16 protein-coding genes are annotated in these 14,006 nt (G+C 67.9%); 8 read left to right on the top strand and 8 right to left on the bottom strand.

The genetic code is table 11. From position 1 onward, the window contains the following. Positions 1-39 precede the first annotated feature (39 nt). Positions 40-720: a hypothetical protein gene (locus IE307_RS30965; protein WP_191302929.1), complete on the top strand. Its 681-nt coding sequence runs from the start codon at positions 40-42 to the stop codon at positions 718-720. Here IE307_RS30965 and IE307_RS30960 read toward each other — a convergent pair. Further along, a complete protein-coding gene (locus tag IE307_RS30960) occupies positions 617-1,360 on the bottom strand; it encodes a lysophospholipid acyltransferase family protein (protein WP_229905264.1) in 744 nt (247 codons plus the stop codon). The genes IE307_RS30965 and IE307_RS30960 overlap by 104 nt on opposite strands. 148 nt (positions 1,361-1,508) lie before the next feature. Here IE307_RS30960 and IE307_RS30955 point away from each other — a divergent pair, with 148 nt between their 5' ends. After that, positions 1,509-3,884, top strand: coding sequence for an FtsK/SpoIIIE family DNA translocase (locus IE307_RS30955; RefSeq protein WP_191302927.1), 2,376 nt, complete (start codon positions 1,509-1,511; stop codon positions 3,882-3,884). Between the two features lie 48 nt (positions 3,885-3,932). Here the strand turns inward: IE307_RS30955 and IE307_RS30950 are convergent, their stop codons facing one another. The 7 genes from IE307_RS30950 to IE307_RS30920 form a co-directional block, all read right to left on the bottom strand. Then, positions 3,933-4,400 carry a phospholipase gene (locus IE307_RS30950; protein ID WP_191302926.1) on the bottom strand — a complete coding sequence of 156 codons (468 nt, stop codon included), beginning with the start codon at positions 4,398-4,400 and terminating at the stop codon, positions 3,933-3,935. An 84-nt stretch (positions 4,401-4,484) separates the two neighbouring features. Next, positions 4,485-5,138, bottom strand: a complete 654-nt coding sequence (locus IE307_RS30945; RefSeq protein WP_191302925.1) for a nitroreductase family protein — start codon at positions 5,136-5,138, stop codon at positions 4,485-4,487. 5 nt (positions 5,139-5,143) lie between these two features. Beyond that, positions 5,144-6,298, bottom strand: a complete 1,155-nt coding sequence (locus IE307_RS30940) for a YcaO-like family protein (protein ID WP_191302924.1) — start codon at positions 6,296-6,298, stop codon at positions 5,144-5,146. Next, the gene (locus IE307_RS30935; protein WP_191302923.1) at positions 6,295-6,705 is read right to left on the bottom strand and encodes a hypothetical protein; all 411 of its coding nucleotides are present in this window, start codon (positions 6,703-6,705) and stop codon (positions 6,295-6,297) included. The genes IE307_RS30940 and IE307_RS30935 overlap by 4 nt, the downstream gene beginning before the upstream one ends. Positions 6,706-6,799: 94 nt before the next feature. Continuing rightward, entirely contained in the window at positions 6,800-7,594 is a 795-nt protein-coding gene (locus IE307_RS30930; protein ID WP_191302922.1) for a hypothetical protein, read from the bottom strand. Then, entirely contained in the window at positions 7,578-8,429 is an 852-nt protein-coding gene (locus tag IE307_RS30925; protein ID WP_229905234.1) for a MerR family transcriptional regulator, read from the bottom strand. Before IE307_RS30925 ends, IE307_RS30930 begins: the two co-directional genes overlap by 17 nt. 63 nt (positions 8,430-8,492) lie before the next feature. After that, positions 8,493-8,993, bottom strand: a complete 501-nt coding sequence (locus IE307_RS30920; RefSeq protein WP_191302921.1) for an amino-acid N-acetyltransferase — start codon at positions 8,991-8,993, stop codon at positions 8,493-8,495. Positions 8,994-9,136: 143 nt separating this feature from the next. Between IE307_RS30920 and IE307_RS30915 the strand changes: the two genes are divergently transcribed. The 6 genes from IE307_RS30915 (at position 9,137) to IE307_RS30890 (ending at position 13,980) form a co-directional block, all read left to right on the top strand. Then, a complete protein-coding gene (locus tag IE307_RS30915) occupies positions 9,137-10,420 on the top strand; it encodes an AAA family ATPase (protein ID WP_191303092.1) in 1,284 nt (427 codons plus the stop codon). A gap of 223 nt (positions 10,421-10,643) precedes the next feature. Continuing rightward, positions 10,644-10,961 carry an RloB family protein gene (locus IE307_RS30910; protein WP_191302920.1) on the top strand — a complete coding sequence of 106 codons (318 nt, stop codon included), beginning with the start codon at positions 10,644-10,646 and terminating at the stop codon, positions 10,959-10,961. 39 nt (positions 10,962-11,000) lie between these two features. After that, positions 11,001-12,404 carry a 30S ribosomal protein S12 methylthiotransferase RimO gene (gene rimO, locus IE307_RS30905; RefSeq protein ID WP_191302919.1) on the top strand — a complete coding sequence of 468 codons (1,404 nt, stop codon included), beginning with the start codon at positions 11,001-11,003 and terminating at the stop codon, positions 12,402-12,404. Beyond that, positions 12,401-12,979 carry a CDP-diacylglycerol--glycerol-3-phosphate 3-phosphatidyltransferase gene (gene pgsA / locus IE307_RS30900; protein WP_191302918.1) on the top strand — a complete coding sequence of 193 codons (579 nt, stop codon included), beginning with the start codon at positions 12,401-12,403 and terminating at the stop codon, positions 12,977-12,979. Before rimO ends, pgsA begins: the two co-directional genes overlap by 4 nt. Beyond that, positions 12,976-13,452, top strand: coding sequence for a CinA family protein (locus tag IE307_RS30895; RefSeq protein ID WP_191302917.1), 477 nt, complete (start codon positions 12,976-12,978; stop codon positions 13,450-13,452). The genes pgsA and IE307_RS30895 overlap by 4 nt, the downstream gene beginning before the upstream one ends. Positions 13,453-13,557: 105 nt before the next feature. After that, complete coding sequence (locus IE307_RS30890) at positions 13,558-13,980, top strand: helix-turn-helix domain-containing protein (protein ID WP_090073917.1); 423 nt, start codon at positions 13,558-13,560, stop codon at positions 13,978-13,980. Positions 13,981-14,006: the final 26 nt, after the last annotated feature.

The following is a 14,006-nucleotide window of genomic DNA, read 5'->3' as shown; positions in this document are numbered from 1 at the left end:
CTGATGTGCCCGCGCCAATGCGTAGGCAAGCTACATGTCATGCAGAAGCGCGCTCGGACCCTGTTGGTGTGGCTGCACGTCGTGACGTCGGTCGGGTGGCTCAGCCAGGCCGTCGCGCTGCTCGCCCTGCTGCTGTACGGCATGAGGTCGGGCGATGTGAACGCGTTCAAGATGGCGCGCTACCTCGACCACAACGTCCTCGCGATCATGGCCAACGTCAGCGCGTTCAGCGGGTTCATGCTCAGCGCCACGACGCCGTGGGGTTACTTCCGGCACTGGTGGGTGCTCGCGAAGTTCGTGATCACGATCATCCAGCTCCACATCGGCATCTTCGTCCTGAGCGGCAATCTCCAGGACGCGATGAACGGGCACATCACCATGTGGATGCCCGTCGGCACGGCGTTGATGATCAGTGCGATCGCGTTCCAGGCGTGGCTCAGCGTCGCGAAGCCGTGGGGCCGCGCGCCGTGGGCGGACCCGAAGGTCAAACTGCCCACGGCGAGCACCGCCACGTTCGTCGTCGCGCTGGTGGTCCCGGTCATCGACTTCACGATCGGACTGCGGATGGGCAATCCGATGCCGATGACGATGCTGATCATCGTCATCGCCTATTCGATCAGGCGGGCCGCCAGGGGGAGACGCCGGTCGTCGGACGCGTCGGGTCGTGGAACTTCGGCAGGTCCGGCTCGTCGAGGCGCAACGGCACCAAGCCCTCGGTGATCGCCACCATGATCCGCTCGTGGGCACGGCGGGCGTCGCCCATCGTGTCGGCCTTGAGGTCCGACAGCTCCACGGGCTTGCCGAAGTGGACCTTGAGCACCGGCCGCCTGCGCACCGCGCGCAGCCACGACGTCAGGTAGGGCAGGACGTCCTTGAAGCCGCTGACGCTGAGGTTGCCCCAGTAGACGGCCTCGTGCGCGCCCCACTGGCTGATGGGGATCACCGGGATGCCGCCACCCAGCGCCATGCGGGCGACGCCGGTCTTGCCGCGCTCCGGCCACAGACCGGGGTCCAGGCTGATCTTGCCCTCGGGGTAGACCGCGATCGGGTCGCCGCCCTTGTTCAACGCCTCGACGGCCCGGTGCATCGCCTCGCCCACGTTCGCCGACCGCCGGTCGACGCGCAGGTGACCGCACGCCTTCAGGGCCGGTCCCATGATCGGCGCGTCGAGCAGTCCGCCCGCGAGCATGAAGCGCGGGTTGATGCCGATCTGGCGGCACGCCGCGATGAGCACCATCGGGTCGAGGTTGCCGATGTGGTTGGAGGCGAGCAACAACGGCTTGCCGAGCAGTTCCGGTGGAACGTCGCCGGACACTTCGAGCTTGCCGGTCAGCGCGATGAGGCCCCGGTCGACAGCCATGAGCACGCGCCAGAAGAGCGGTGTGGACACGCGGGGCAGCGTACGGCGTGTCGGAACGACACCGTGCCCGATCCGGTGAACCATGAGGATTCGGGCGCGTCCCAGTTGCCAACGGGGCTGGTGAGACGCGAGGGACTACCTTATACACATGGCCGGGCGCACAGGGACTTCGAGAAAGACCACGTCACGCGGCAAAGCACCAGCGAAGCCGCGGGCGCGATCCACCGCGTCCAGAAAGCCCGCTCCACGCAAGAGCGGCGGCGCCATCAGCGCCGTGTGGGGTGCTTTGGGGCGTGGCGTCGGCAGCCTCGTGCGCACCGTCAGCCGCACCAAGGACCTCGATCCCGAGCACCGTCGTGACGGTCTCGGACTGCTGCTGATCGCCCTGGCCGTCATCACCGGCGCGGGCGTGTGGTGGCAGGCGGGCGGCCCGGTCGGCCAGTGGGTCGACGTCGCCGTGCGCAGCTCCGTCGGGTTCCCGGCGGTGATCGTGCCGGTCGTGTTCCTCGGCATCGGCATCACGTTGATGCGCACCGACCCGAAACCCGACGCGCGCCCTCGGCTGATCATCGGCTCGTTGCTGATGATGATCGGCGTGCTGGGCATGTTCCACCTCATCGGCGGCCTGCCGATGGACCCGCTCGAACGCCGCGACGCCGGCGGCGCGCTGGGCTACCTGGCAGGCGGGTTCCTCGCTCAGGGCCTCACGCCGTGGGTCGCCGGGCCGCTGCTGTTCCTGATCTTCGGCTACGGCCTGCTCGTCGTGACGCACACGCCGATCCGCCAGGCGCCCGAACGGATCCGCTCGCTGCTGCACCCCGGCAAGCAGTCCGACGAGTTCCCGTCCGACACCGAAGAGCCCGTCGAGGAGCCGAAGCCGGTCCGCCTGCGCCGCCCGTCGCGCCGCCGCCAGGCCGTCGAGCCCGTCGAGGACGAGCCGCAGGCCGAACTGCCGCTGGAGGAGCCTTCGGAGCCGGCGCCCGTCAAGCCGCCGAAGGAGAAGAAGGCCGCGGCACCGGCGATGGTCGTGCGCGCCGTCGACGGCGAGTACCAGCTGCCGCCGCCGGACGTGCTGAAGGACGGCGACGCCCCGAAGACCCGCAGCAAGGCCAACGATCAGATGATCGAGGCCATCACCGGCGTCCTCGACCAGTTCTCGATCGACGCCCAGGTCACCGGCTTCACCCGCGGCCCGACGGTCACGCGCTACGAGGTCGAGCTCGGCCCCGGCGTGAAGGTCGAGAAGATCACCGCCCTGACCAAGAACATCGCGTACGCCGTGGCGACGGACAACGTCCGCCTGCTGGCCCCGATCCCCGGCAAGTCCGCGGTGGGCATCGAGGTCCCGAACAGCGACCGCGAGATGGTGCGACTGGGCGACGTGCTGCGCGCGCCGTCCACGGTCAAGGACACGCACCCGATGGTGATCGGCCTCGGCAAGGACATCGAGGGCCACATGGTCACCGCGAACCTGACGAAGATGCCGCACCTCCTGGTCGCGGGCTCCACGGGTTCCGGCAAGTCGTCGTTCGTCAACTCGATGCTGGTGTCGTTGCTGGCGCGCGCGACACCCGATGAAGTCCGGATGATCCTGATCGACCCGAAGATGGTCGAGCTGACGCCGTACGAGGGCATCCCGCACCTGATCACCCCGATCATCACGCAGCCCAAGAAGGCCGCCGCCGCTCTGGCCTGGCTCGTCGAGGAGATGGAGCAGCGATATCAGGACATGCAGGTCAACCGGGTGCGGCACGTCGACGACTTCAACCGGAAGGTGAAGTCCGGGGAGATCACGGCGCCGCCTGGGTCCGAGCGGGTCTACCGGCCCTATCCGTACATCATGGCGATCGTTGATGAGCTCGCCGACCTGATGATGACCGCGCCTCGTGATGTCGAGGACGCGATCGTGCGGATCACGCAGAAGGCCCGTGCGGCTGGTATCCACCTCGTGCTGGCCACTCAGCGGCCGTCCGTCGACGTCGTCACCGGGTTGATCAAGACGAACGTGCCTTCCCGGTTGGCGTTCGCCACCTCGTCGTTGACCGACTCGCGGGTGATCCTGGACCAGCCCGGTGCCGAGAAGTTGATCGGCATGGGTGACGCGTTGTACCTGCCGATGGGTGCCGGGAAGCCGGTGCGCATCCAGGGGGCGTTCGTCGGTGACGAGGAGATCTCCTCGATCGTCGAGTTCACCAAGAACCAGGCTCAGCCCGAGTACACCGATGGGGTCACTGCCCAGAAGGCCGGGGAGAAGAAGGAGATCGACGCCGACATCGGCGACGATCTGGAGCTGCTGGTGCAGGCGACCGAGTTGATCGTGACGTCTCAGTTCGGGTCTACGTCGATGTTGCAGCGGAAGTTGCGGGTCGGGTTCGCGAAGGCCGGGCGGTTGATGGACCTTCTGGAGACCCGTGGGGTGGTCGGGCCTTCCGAGGGGTCGAAGGCTCGTGAGGTTTTGATCAAGCCTGATGAGCTGGAGAACGTCGTTCATCTGATGCGTGGTGGCGGTTCAGCCGAGGAGTGACCCCGTGCGGGTGGTCGCCTTGCGGCGACCACCCGCGACTGGCGTGGCCTACTTCAGGCCCGCCTTCTGGATGCTCTTCGCCGTCGAGCTCGCGCTGCCACCGAACTCGCGCACTGCCGCGTAGTACAGGTCGGCGGTGCGCTTGCAGGCCCAGTTCGAGCCGCACTGCTTGTACATGTCGGACTTGAAGTTGTTGTCGATGCGCAGCCGGTTCGCCTCGTTCCAGCGGCTCTGGCGCTTGTAGTTGCGGTAGCCGAAGTCGTGGCGTTCGCAGGTCGGCAGGAACTTGAAGCCGAACGGGTTGTCCGGGGAGTACGAGCAGCCGTCGGAGGACCAGTCGAGCTGGCCCGCGTAGGGCTGTTGGGCGCGCAGTGTTGTGAACTGGCTGATGGTCTTCGAGTAGAGGTAGTCGTCGGTCACCGCGACGATGTCCACGGCTTGTGCCGGGGTGCCCGTGACGATCAGGGCGATGGAGGCGGCGGCACCCACGAATGCCGAGCGCAGGGTGTTCGACATGGCGAGCTCCTCGGTGTGTGAGCAGGGTCTCGCCCAGTTGTAGCTGGTGATCGACTGTCGCCGGTAGACACGATCTGATGAACGTCAGGTGATTCTGCGGCCGCAGGCGATGGCTGTGGCGACGCGGAGGTCGCGGGGCAGGGACAGGGCGTGCAGCATCTCGTTGTCCGCCACCCCGCCGAGCAGGTAGCCGCCCAGCTTCTGTTCGGCCAGGCGGAGGCAGATGTTCTGCGCTGCGGCGCCTGCTTCGATCAGGCCGAAGCGGCCCGCGCGTTCGCCGTACTTGGCGAACGAGTCCTTGTCGGTCAGCACCAGGACGATGGTCAGTGGTGGTGCGGAAGGGGTTCCGAGGATGTCGGCGAGGTCGTCCGGGGACGGGCCGATGTCCTGCAGCGCGTGGCGGTGGATGTCGTAGCGGGCCGCGCGGCCGTCGTGGAAGGTGTAGCAGCGCAACGGGTGCAGGCCGCCCGCGGACGGGTAGCTGTTGTCCGACAGGGCGCCCAGGACCGTGCCGAGCTGGGTGGGGGACAGCGGTTCGCCGGCGAAGTCGCGTGTGCTCCTGCGTGCTCGGAACAGCCTTTGCAGGCGGTCGTCGCGGCGGGGGAGCGGGGTCGGTGGTGACGGCAGTTCCAGCGGGTCGATCAGCTGCTGTTGCGGGCGGAAGTCGCGCAGGCGGTCGCCGAGCCTGCGCTGGTGCAGTGGTGAGAAGCGGCTCGCGGCCCAGAAGTCGTCGAACATCGGCGTCACCCCAGGGGATGCGGTGCGGGATTGGGGAACACGCCCGGTGAGGCGTGGGGGTAGCGCCAGTCGAGGTCCCGGGCGCGGCCGCCCAGGTGGGGCCAGCGGTGGTCGGAGTGCAGCGGGGCGAGGTCGGGGGACACGACTCGCACGCAGTGCAGGCCCACGGCGGAGAGTTCCGGCGTGGTGAGTTCGCGGTACGCGAGCCGGATGTTCGCGCGGTCCAGGGCGTGGACCAGTTCGGTCAGTTCGGCTGTGGTGCCGCGGGCGGTGGCGTCGGGTGGTGGGTCCGCCTCGAAGCCGGTGAACCACGGCAGGTCGTCCCACTTCGACGGGTGCGTGGCGTAGTAGGCGGCGTGCTCGTCGAAGTCGGTGGCCTCCTCGACGGGGCTGTCGCCGTTGCGGGCCAGCCACACCTCGATGAACACCGTGCCCTGGACCCACTCCTCGTAGGCCTTCCGGACTGCTTCCGCCGTTGTCGCTCGGCAGGCCAGTCCCAGTGTCGGCCGGGGTTTGCCCGCTATCGGGAGCGAACCGGCCACTGCCACCACCGGGTGCGGGCTGTAGGCCGGGGTGAGGTCGAACGCCTGGGCGCCGTGCGGGAGGCCGGCGTCGAACCGTTGCGGTGCGATGGAATGCAGCCAGGTGGTGGTGAACGCGTCGCGCTCCACCAGTTCCTGGACTGCTCGCAGCAGGGCGTTGGCCGTCGACGGACCCGCTGCCAGGCCGGAGGAGGTCGTGGGGAGGCCGTAGGAGGCGTCCAGCGCCACGAGGCCGGCGGGGACCCGGATCGGGTCGTTGCCGGGAAGCGTCCACGCCCGCGTGTACGGCGTGTCGACGTATCCTTTGCGGTAGCGGTAGTTCGGCGACACGCGCTGCTCGACGGTGTGCAGGCTGAAGTGTTCCAGCGGCCAGCACTCGCCGTTGGTGACGATCTCCACGTGTGCTCGTGCGGCGGCGTGGCGTTCCAGGGCTTCGGCGATCGCGGCGATCCTCGTGGTGCCGCCGGACGTGCCGCCGGTCGCGAACGGCTCGGGCACCGCGGCCCAGCCTTCCGAGTCCACATCGGACAGACTGTGCGGCACGGGGTGCAGTTGCGACACGACTCCCTGCCGCCAGCCGACCGCGCGTTCGATCAGCGCTTCCGCGACGGTCTTCACGGTGTCCTCCGGTAGCGGCGGAAGAGCCAGATGCCGAACCACAGCGCCCCGCCGAGGTACAGGACGCCGGCGATCGCCGCCACTTCCTCGCCGCCCTCGCCCGCCACCGCCAGCAGTGGCAGTGCGATGAACGGCTCGACGCACCACAGCAGCATCCAGCCGAGCAGTCTGACCAGGCTCATCCACGGTTTCGGCGACCGGGCCAGGAATCCCGCGGCGACGGCCCACGCCAGCGCCGCTGCGCCGGTGCCTGCCCACCAGCCCCAGTGCAGGTCGAAGACCGCGCCCATGGTGGCGAACGGCAAGGTGAGGACGAGCAGCGGGAGGATCGCGGAGGGCAGGATGAGCGCGCTGCGCGGTCGCGGGAGGGCTTTGGTGTCCTCGTGCAGCGCTGCGGGGATGTGCACGGCCGCACCGACCGAGGAAACCGCGCAGCAGCAACAACAACAGCAACAGGTGGGCGTCGCGGCGTTCGCGGCGGCCGCACCGGGTGAGAACTGGTCAGGTAACCGGACTGCCGTTGCGTTCATGGTTCCCCCAAGGAAGTGACACGCGCCCGAACTCGACCGTCGGGCAGATCTCGCAGCCGGCGGCGGGAAGAACGCTCTCGCGCGTCGTCGTGAACTCGTCGAGGTCGACGGTGACGACCGTGTCGAGCAACGCCAGCGAACCGCCGCGGATGTTCTGGACCGCTTGCAGGGCAAGGGAGATCGGGAAGTCGTGCGTCATCGCCGCCGGAAGCGGGGGAGGCGGCGGATCCCCCCACCGCCGCCCCGCCCGCACCGCGAGGCACGCCAGGCACGCGCCGGCACCGGGCACCACGAAGGGCCCGACGGCGGCGGTGTGGTGGTACGCGAGGTCCAGCAACAGGTGCGGGACCTTCGTCTCGCGCGCCACCTCGACCAGGTCGAGCAACGTGCCGGTGGTCCGCACGACGAGAAGGAGATCCGGATTCTCGTTGTGCGGCAACCGCTCTACCAGCCCGGCGGGCGCCTCCCCGACGACGCGCGTGCCGACCCCCACCGGCTTCCGCGCGTCGTCGTTCGGCAACCCGGCCGGGCGGAGAGCGCCCAGGGTCCTCAGCTGGGCCAGGTGCTGACGAACCGGTTCCCCCAACCGGCTCTCGTCGACCGTGCGAGCCACTCCCCTCAAAACTGGCTCGAACAGGCCGGCCAGCGCCACGGCCACCGCCCTGGGCAGGTCCGGGATCAGGTACGCGAGATCCGCGCCCGCGTAGACGACGAGGCCTTCGTCCCGGACCTGGGCGTGCCAGGCGGGATCAGCGACCAGGCTCATCCTCGTCCCCCCGTTTCAGGAAGTTCTCGATCTCCTGCTCGCTCGGCAGATCTCCCGCCGGATCCAGGATGTTCTCGGCGATCGGCGGCAACGGCTGCTCGGCCCACGCGGGCTGGTAGTCGTCACTGGGCAGCAGCCCGTGCCGTGACGCGAACTCCTCGGCCGCGTCCCGGATCGACTCCCGCAGCGTCCCCACCACCGCGGTCTCCGCGGTGTACGTCAGCTCGACCAGCAACGCCCGCACGTTCTCCAGCTGGTTCTCGTCGCCGGCCTTGCGCGCGAGCTCCGGCCAGAACTGCCGCTCGAACAACCGCACGAAGTCCGCCGCCACCGCGTCGGTCGCCGTGCGCAGGCGCGTGAAGCTGTCCATGACGTCATCGCTGGGCACCCGGAGACCGGCGAGCCTGCCGCCCGCCTCGAGTGCCCAGCGACGCGCGTGCGGCCAGCCGTACTTCCACCGCACCAAGCCCAACCGCATGGCCCGGAGGAGGAGTCGCGGTTGGACGTCTCCCATCGGAACGAGGTGCCGGATGTCGCGCACCTTGATCCGAACCCAGTCGTCGGGCCCCTCGGTCTCGCCCATGCCGAGCACCGCGGCGACCGACTCGCCCTTCTCCCGTGCCGAGATCAGCTCAGCGATCGCCGGCAGCGAGAACCCCCGCTGCTGCAACCGCTGCACCAACGTCAACCGCTCGACGTGCGAGGCGTCGTAGTACGCCACGCGCCCCTGCCGTCTCGGCGCGTGCAGCACACCCTTCGTCTGGTACATGCGAATGGTGCTGCTGGGCAGGCCGATCCGGGCAGCGAGCTCGTCGACGGTGAGCGATTCGGGCACAGGGGAGATCCTGGCGCGTCCGCGTTCTGTGAGTCAAGACTCTTCGAGTGATTACTCGAAGAGTTACAACTCCAGGAGCATCCGGCTGTTGCCGAGCGTGTTCGGCTTCACGTAGCTCAGGTCGAGGAACTCGGCGACACCCTCGTCGACCGAGCGCATGATCTCCTCGTAGACCTCGGGGCTCACCGGCGTGCCCTCGATCTCGATGAAGCCGTGCTTCTTGAAGAACGCGGTCTCGAACGTCAGGCAGAAGATGCGCCCGAGCTGCAGCTCCTTGGCCGTCGCGATGAGCTGCGCCACGATCCGGTGCCCCACGCCCTTGCCCAGCGCCAGCGGGGAGACCGCGACGCTGCGGATCTCGGCCAGGTCCTCCCACATCACGTGCAGGGCCCCGCAGCCGAGCAGCTCGCCGTCCTCCTCGGCCACCCAGAACTCCTGGACCGCCTCGTACAGCGTGACCAGGGGTTTGGCCAGCAGGACCTTGCCCGCGTACCCGTCGATCAACGCCTTCATGGCGCGCACGTCGCTGGTGCGGGCGCGCCGCACGACTACCCCACTGGTCACAACCGTCAAGTATGGGCCGCGCCTCCGGGATGGTCGCTTGCCGGTGCACTTCCTGTCGGGATGGTGATCGGAGGAACCTACGAGCACTCTGGTGCGGTTTACTTGCACAGGATGCTCTGTAACTCTTCGAGGAGGTGGATCTGATGCTCAGAAGCTTCCGGCTGGGGAATCATCGTTCGTTCCGCGACGAGCACGAGTTGTTGCTCATGCCCGCCTACTCGAAGGACCGGGACGTCCTACCGGTGGCGGCGATCTACGGGGCGAACGCCTCGGGAAAGTCGAACCTTCTCGACGGCCTGCGGTTCATGGCCAACGCTGTCCGGGACTCGTTCGCGGTCTGGACACACGACGGCGGTGTGCCGAGACAACCGTTCAAGCTCGACGACTCGTCCGGTCGGCCGTCCGTGTACGTGGTCGAGCTGATCGAGTCAGGTGTCCGATACACCTATGGGTTCGAAGTAGACGACCAGTGGGTCCGGGAGGAGTGGCTGTACAGCTACCCGGAGAAACGGAAGCGAGTCCTGTTCGAAAGGGTCGGAAGCGAGATCAAGTTCGGTACGACGGTGGCCGAGGGCACGGCCGTCGGCGAAGCGCTCAGGGGCCTTCTTCGCCCGAACTCCTTGTTCCTCAGCCTCGGTGCGCAGTCGGGGCTATCAGCTGTGCTGCCGGTTCAACAGTGGTTCGCCCACAAGTTGGTCTTCCGCGCCGAGGTGCGTGCTGACTTCGACCACAGCATGATCACGCGTTTTCTCCGCGCCAACGCCCGGTCGACCGAGCAGCTCGTGAGCTTGCTGAGAGTTGCCGACCTCGGCATTACCGGTATTCGGTACGACGAAGCACGAGAGCCAGATGACGACGAGGTCTTGGAGCTGTCTCGCGTGTTGAAATCCGGGCCACCGGAGGAACAAGTCCGGGAACTCCTGCGCCACTTTCTTCAGCGACAGGAGCGCGTCCAGCTCACCCACGGCTCGCTGAACAGACCGTTCGACATCGAGGAGGAGTCAGCGGGGACTCAGTCGTGGCTGATGTTGCTGCCTACGGTCCTGCTCATGCTCCGTGACGGCGGCACGCTGGCCGTCGATGAGATCGACGCGAGCTTGCATCCCCGGCTCACCGCTGCCCTGGTAGGGCTGTTCCGCAGTGCGGAGGTGAATACGGGCGGTGCGCAACTTCTGTTCACCACTCACGATGCGAGCCTGCTGAGCCCGGTTCTGGGCAACGAGGTTCTCACCCGTGAAGACGTGTGGTTCGTGGACAAGACCCCCGAGGGCGCATCTGACCTGTACTCGCTGACGGACTTCAAGCCACGTAAAGAGGGAGAGAATCTGGAACGGCGTTATCTCGGCGGAAGCTACGGCGCTGTACCTGACGTGGAAGCGGACGCATTCGTGTCCGCGGTTCTACGAGGCGCCGATGACGCGGCGTGAGAACTCTTCGCATCGTCGCCGCACACCGTCAAGAGTCTCAGCTAGCCGCGTACTCGTGGTGTGCTGCGGGCAGACTGAGCAGGCTTATCTGAACGGGTTGAAACGGCTGTCGAAGCCGGTCACCTTGAAATCGGTTGTGAAGGTCGGTTCACCTGCGCAGTTGGTCAGGCACGCGGCGAAGCTCAGGGAGAATGATCGCGGTGGGTTCGACTAGTACTGGTGTGTGGTCGACGTCGACGAGTTCGACATCCACGAGGCCATCGCCGAGGCCGAGTCGACGGGCATCTCCCTGGCCGTGTCGAACCCGTGTTTCGAGGTGTGGCTCATCCTCCACTTCGCGGACTGCGCTGCCGGCCTCTCCAGTCCGAAAGCGGCTGCCGAGAAGCTGCGCAGGCACCTGCCTGGCTACGCGAAAGGGACACTCGACTTCACGTTGCTCGTGGAGCGGGTCGACAAGGCGGTCGAGCGTGCCAAGGCGTTGAGTTCGGGCAACCCTTCGACCGACATGTGGAAGCTCGTCGAGGTCGTTCGGAAGCACTGAGTTCAAGGCATCGGACCTGGGGCGGTTACTCTGAGCGCCGTGTCTTCTCCCACCACTCCGCGACGCGTGTCGCTGCTGACCCTGGGCTGCGCCCGCAACGAGGTCGACTCCGAAGAGCTCGCCGGACGCCTCGGCGAGGGCGGCTGGGAGCTGGTGGACGAGGGCGCTGACGTCGTCGTCGTCAACACGTGCGGCTTCGTCGAGCAGGCGAAGAAGGACTCGGTCGACACGCTGCTCGCCGCGTCCGACACCGGCGCCAAGGTCGTCGCGGTCGGGTGCATGGCGGAGCGGTACGGCAAGGAGCTCGCGGACAGCCTTCCGGAGGCGGCCGCGGTCCTCGGGTTCGACCAGTACAACGACCTGGCCGAGCGGCTGCAGGACGTGCTGCACGGCAAGCCCGTCGAGTCGCACGTGCCGGTGGACCGGCGGACGCTGCTGCCCATCACGCCGGTCAAGCGGCAGGAAGCCGCTCAAGCCGTCCAGGTCCCCGGCCACGGCTGGGGGCCGACGAAGACGCCGCGCAAGCGCCTCGACGACGCGCCCGTCGCGCCGCTGAAGATCGCGTCCGGCTGTGACCGGCGGTGCAGCTTCTGCGCCATTCCGAGCTTCCGCGGCGCGTTCGTGTCGCGGCACCCGGACGAGATCGTGTCCGAGGCCATGTGGCTCGCCGAGAACGGCGTCAAGGAGCTGTTCCTCGTCAGCGAGAACTCGACGAGCTACGGCAAGGACCTGCCGCGTGAGCAGGGGGCGCTCGAGCAGCTGCTGCCGCGCCTGGCGAGCATCCCGGGCGTCGAGCGGGTGCGCGTGAGCTACCTGCAGCCGGCGGAGACCAAGCCGAGTCTCGTGGCCGCCATCGCGAAGACCGACAAGGTCGCGAACTACTTCGACATGTCGTTCCAGCACTCCAGCGAGAACGTGCTGCGGCGCATGCGCCGGTTCGGCGACACGGACAGCTTCCTCAAGCTCGTGTGGCAGATCCGCGAGCACGCGCCCGAGGCCGGCATCCGCAGCAACTTCATCGTCGGTTTCCCCGGCGAGACCGAAGAGGACGTGCAGGAGCTCGAGCGGTTCCTGAACGAGGCGCGGCTCGACGCCGTCGGCATCTTCGGGTACTCCGACGAGGACGGCACCGAGGCCGAGGAGCTCGACGGCAAGCTCGACGCGGACACCATCGCGGAGCGGGTGCAGCGGATCGGCAACCTCGTCGAGGAGCTCACCAGCCAGCGCGCGGAGGACCGCGTCGGCACCGAGGTCGTCGTGCTGATCGAGACCGAGGAGGACGACGAGAACGACTGCGTCGGTCGCGCTGAGCACCAGGCTCCCGAGGTCGACGGCGAGTGCATCGTCCTCGAGGCGGAAGGTCTCAAGCGCGGCGAGTTCGTGCGCTGCCGCGTGGTCGACTCCGAGGGCGTGGACCTGATCGTCGAGGTACTCCCGACATGACGGAGGCCCGGAAGGTCCCGCTGCTCAACGTCGCGAACATCCTCACGATGGCGCGGCTGGCGCTCGTTCCGGTCTTCCTGTTCTCCCTCTTCGAAGCGGGCGGCTTCGACACCACGTGGCGCCTCATCGCGTTCGGGGTCTTCGCCGTCGCGAGCTTCACCGACCACATCGACGGCACGCTCGCGCGCAAGCACGGGCTCATCACCGACTTCGGCAAGATCGCCGACCCGATCGCGGACAAGGCGCTGACCGGGTCCGCGCTGGTGGGCCTGAGCATCCTCGACGTGCTGCCGTGGTGGATCACGATCACCATCGCCGTCCGCGAGATCGGCATCACGCTGCTGCGGTTCTGGGTGATCCGCTACGGCGTCATCCCCGCCAGCCGCGGCGGCAAGGCCAAGACGCTGGCCCAGGTCATCGCGATCGGGCTGTTCGTGCTCCCGCCGAACGACGTGCTGCAGCTCGTCGCGTGGGCGATCATGGTCGTCGCGCTCGTGCTCACCGTCGTCACGGGAATCGACTACGTGATCCACGCGTTCAGGATGAAGGCGAGAGCAGGCAGGGCTGTGCTGTGACAGGCGTCGTCGAGCTGCTCAAAGCGAGGAACCAGACCGTCGCCACGGCCGAGTCGCTCACCGCGGGTCTGCTGTGCGCGACGATCGTCGACACACCGGGGGCGAGTGCCGTGGTCCGCGGTGGGTTGATCGTCTACGCCACGGAGCTCAAGCACGAGCTCGCGGGCGTGGACCAGCAGCTGCTCGACGAGCACGGTGCCGTGCACCCGGACGTCGCGATCCAACTGGCCGAAGGCGCCCGCAAGCGGTGCGGAGCGGACTGGGGGATCGGGCTCACCGGGGTCGCCGGACCCGATCCGCAGGACGGTGTCGCTCCGGGAACGGTCCACATCGGCTTGAGCGGGCCTGGAGTGTCCACAGTGCGGACAATCACTCTGAGTGGTGACCGCGGAGCTGTCCGTTCGGGTGCTGTGGAAAAAGCCCTGGTCCTGCTCTCGGAGAAGCTGCTGGTCGCCGACGCCGGGAACAAATGATGACTCCGCGTTCGTTCGCCCTTGGCGGACGTGTTCGGAAGTCAGTGCCCGTTGTCGGTGTCGATCGGTAACGTAGGGACACGGCCGGCCGGAAGGAGGCGCGCGATGACAGTGCTGCTGCGCGAGGCGATCGGTGATCGGCTTCGCCATGCCCGCACCAACCAACGCCGCACGCTGCGCGAGGTCTCTCGGACCGCCCGCGTGAGCCTGGGGTACCTGTCCGAGGTGGAGCGCGGCCGCAAAGAGGCGTCCAGCGAGCTCCTCGCGGCCATTTGTGATGCTTTGGAACTGCCCCTGTCCGAACTGCTGCACCACGTCGCCTCCGACATCGGCGCCGTCCAGCAGACGCCGGACACGGTTCCCGACACCGTCCCGGACGGTCGCTCGGAGCGCGGGAAGCTGGAGGGTGGCCGTGTGCTGCCGTCCACGCTGTCGGACGACCTGTCCGACCTGCGCCTGCAGCCCATGCTCACGCACCGGCTCACGAGCAAGATCGGCGAGACGCCCAAGGCAGTCGTCGCGGCTTGATCCCATGTCATCCACCGGCCCCGCAC

The sequence above is a fragment of the Lentzea cavernae genome, assembly GCF_014653695.1.
GTDB classification, from domain to species: domain Bacteria; phylum Actinomycetota; class Actinomycetes; order Mycobacteriales; family Pseudonocardiaceae; genus Lentzea; species Lentzea cavernae.
The sequence above is the reverse complement of the archived record's forward strand: the minus strand, read 5'-3'. Positions and strand labels throughout refer to the sequence as shown.

Excerpts from the sequence above, each read along its gene's own strand:
- IE307_RS30965 (WP_191302929.1), top strand. The coding sequence starts at position 40 with ATGCAGAAGCGCGCTCGGACCCTGTTGGTGTGGCTGCACGTCGTGACG.
- IE307_RS30960 (WP_229905264.1), bottom strand. The coding sequence starts at position 1,360 with ATGGCTGTCGACCGGGGCCTCATCGCGCTGACCGGCAAGCTCGAAGTG.
- IE307_RS30955 (WP_191302927.1), top strand. The coding sequence starts at position 1,509 with ATGGCCGGGCGCACAGGGACTTCGAGAAAGACCACGTCACGCGGCAAA.
- IE307_RS30950 (WP_191302926.1), bottom strand. The coding sequence starts at position 4,400 with ATGTCGAACACCCTGCGCTCGGCATTCGTGGGTGCCGCCGCCTCCATC.
- IE307_RS30945 (WP_191302925.1), bottom strand. The coding sequence starts at position 5,138 with ATGTTCGACGACTTCTGGGCCGCGAGCCGCTTCTCACCACTGCACCAG.
- IE307_RS30930 (WP_191302922.1), bottom strand. The coding sequence starts at position 7,594 with ATGAGCCTGGTCGCTGATCCCGCCTGGCACGCCCAGGTCCGGGACGAA.
- IE307_RS30915 (WP_191303092.1), top strand. The coding sequence starts at position 9,137 with ATGCTCAGAAGCTTCCGGCTGGGGAATCATCGTTCGTTCCGCGACGAG.
- pgsA (WP_191302918.1), top strand. The coding sequence starts at position 12,401 with ATGACGGAGGCCCGGAAGGTCCCGCTGCTCAACGTCGCGAACATCCTC.
- IE307_RS30890 (WP_090073917.1), top strand. The coding sequence starts at position 13,558 with ATGACAGTGCTGCTGCGCGAGGCGATCGGTGATCGGCTTCGCCATGCC.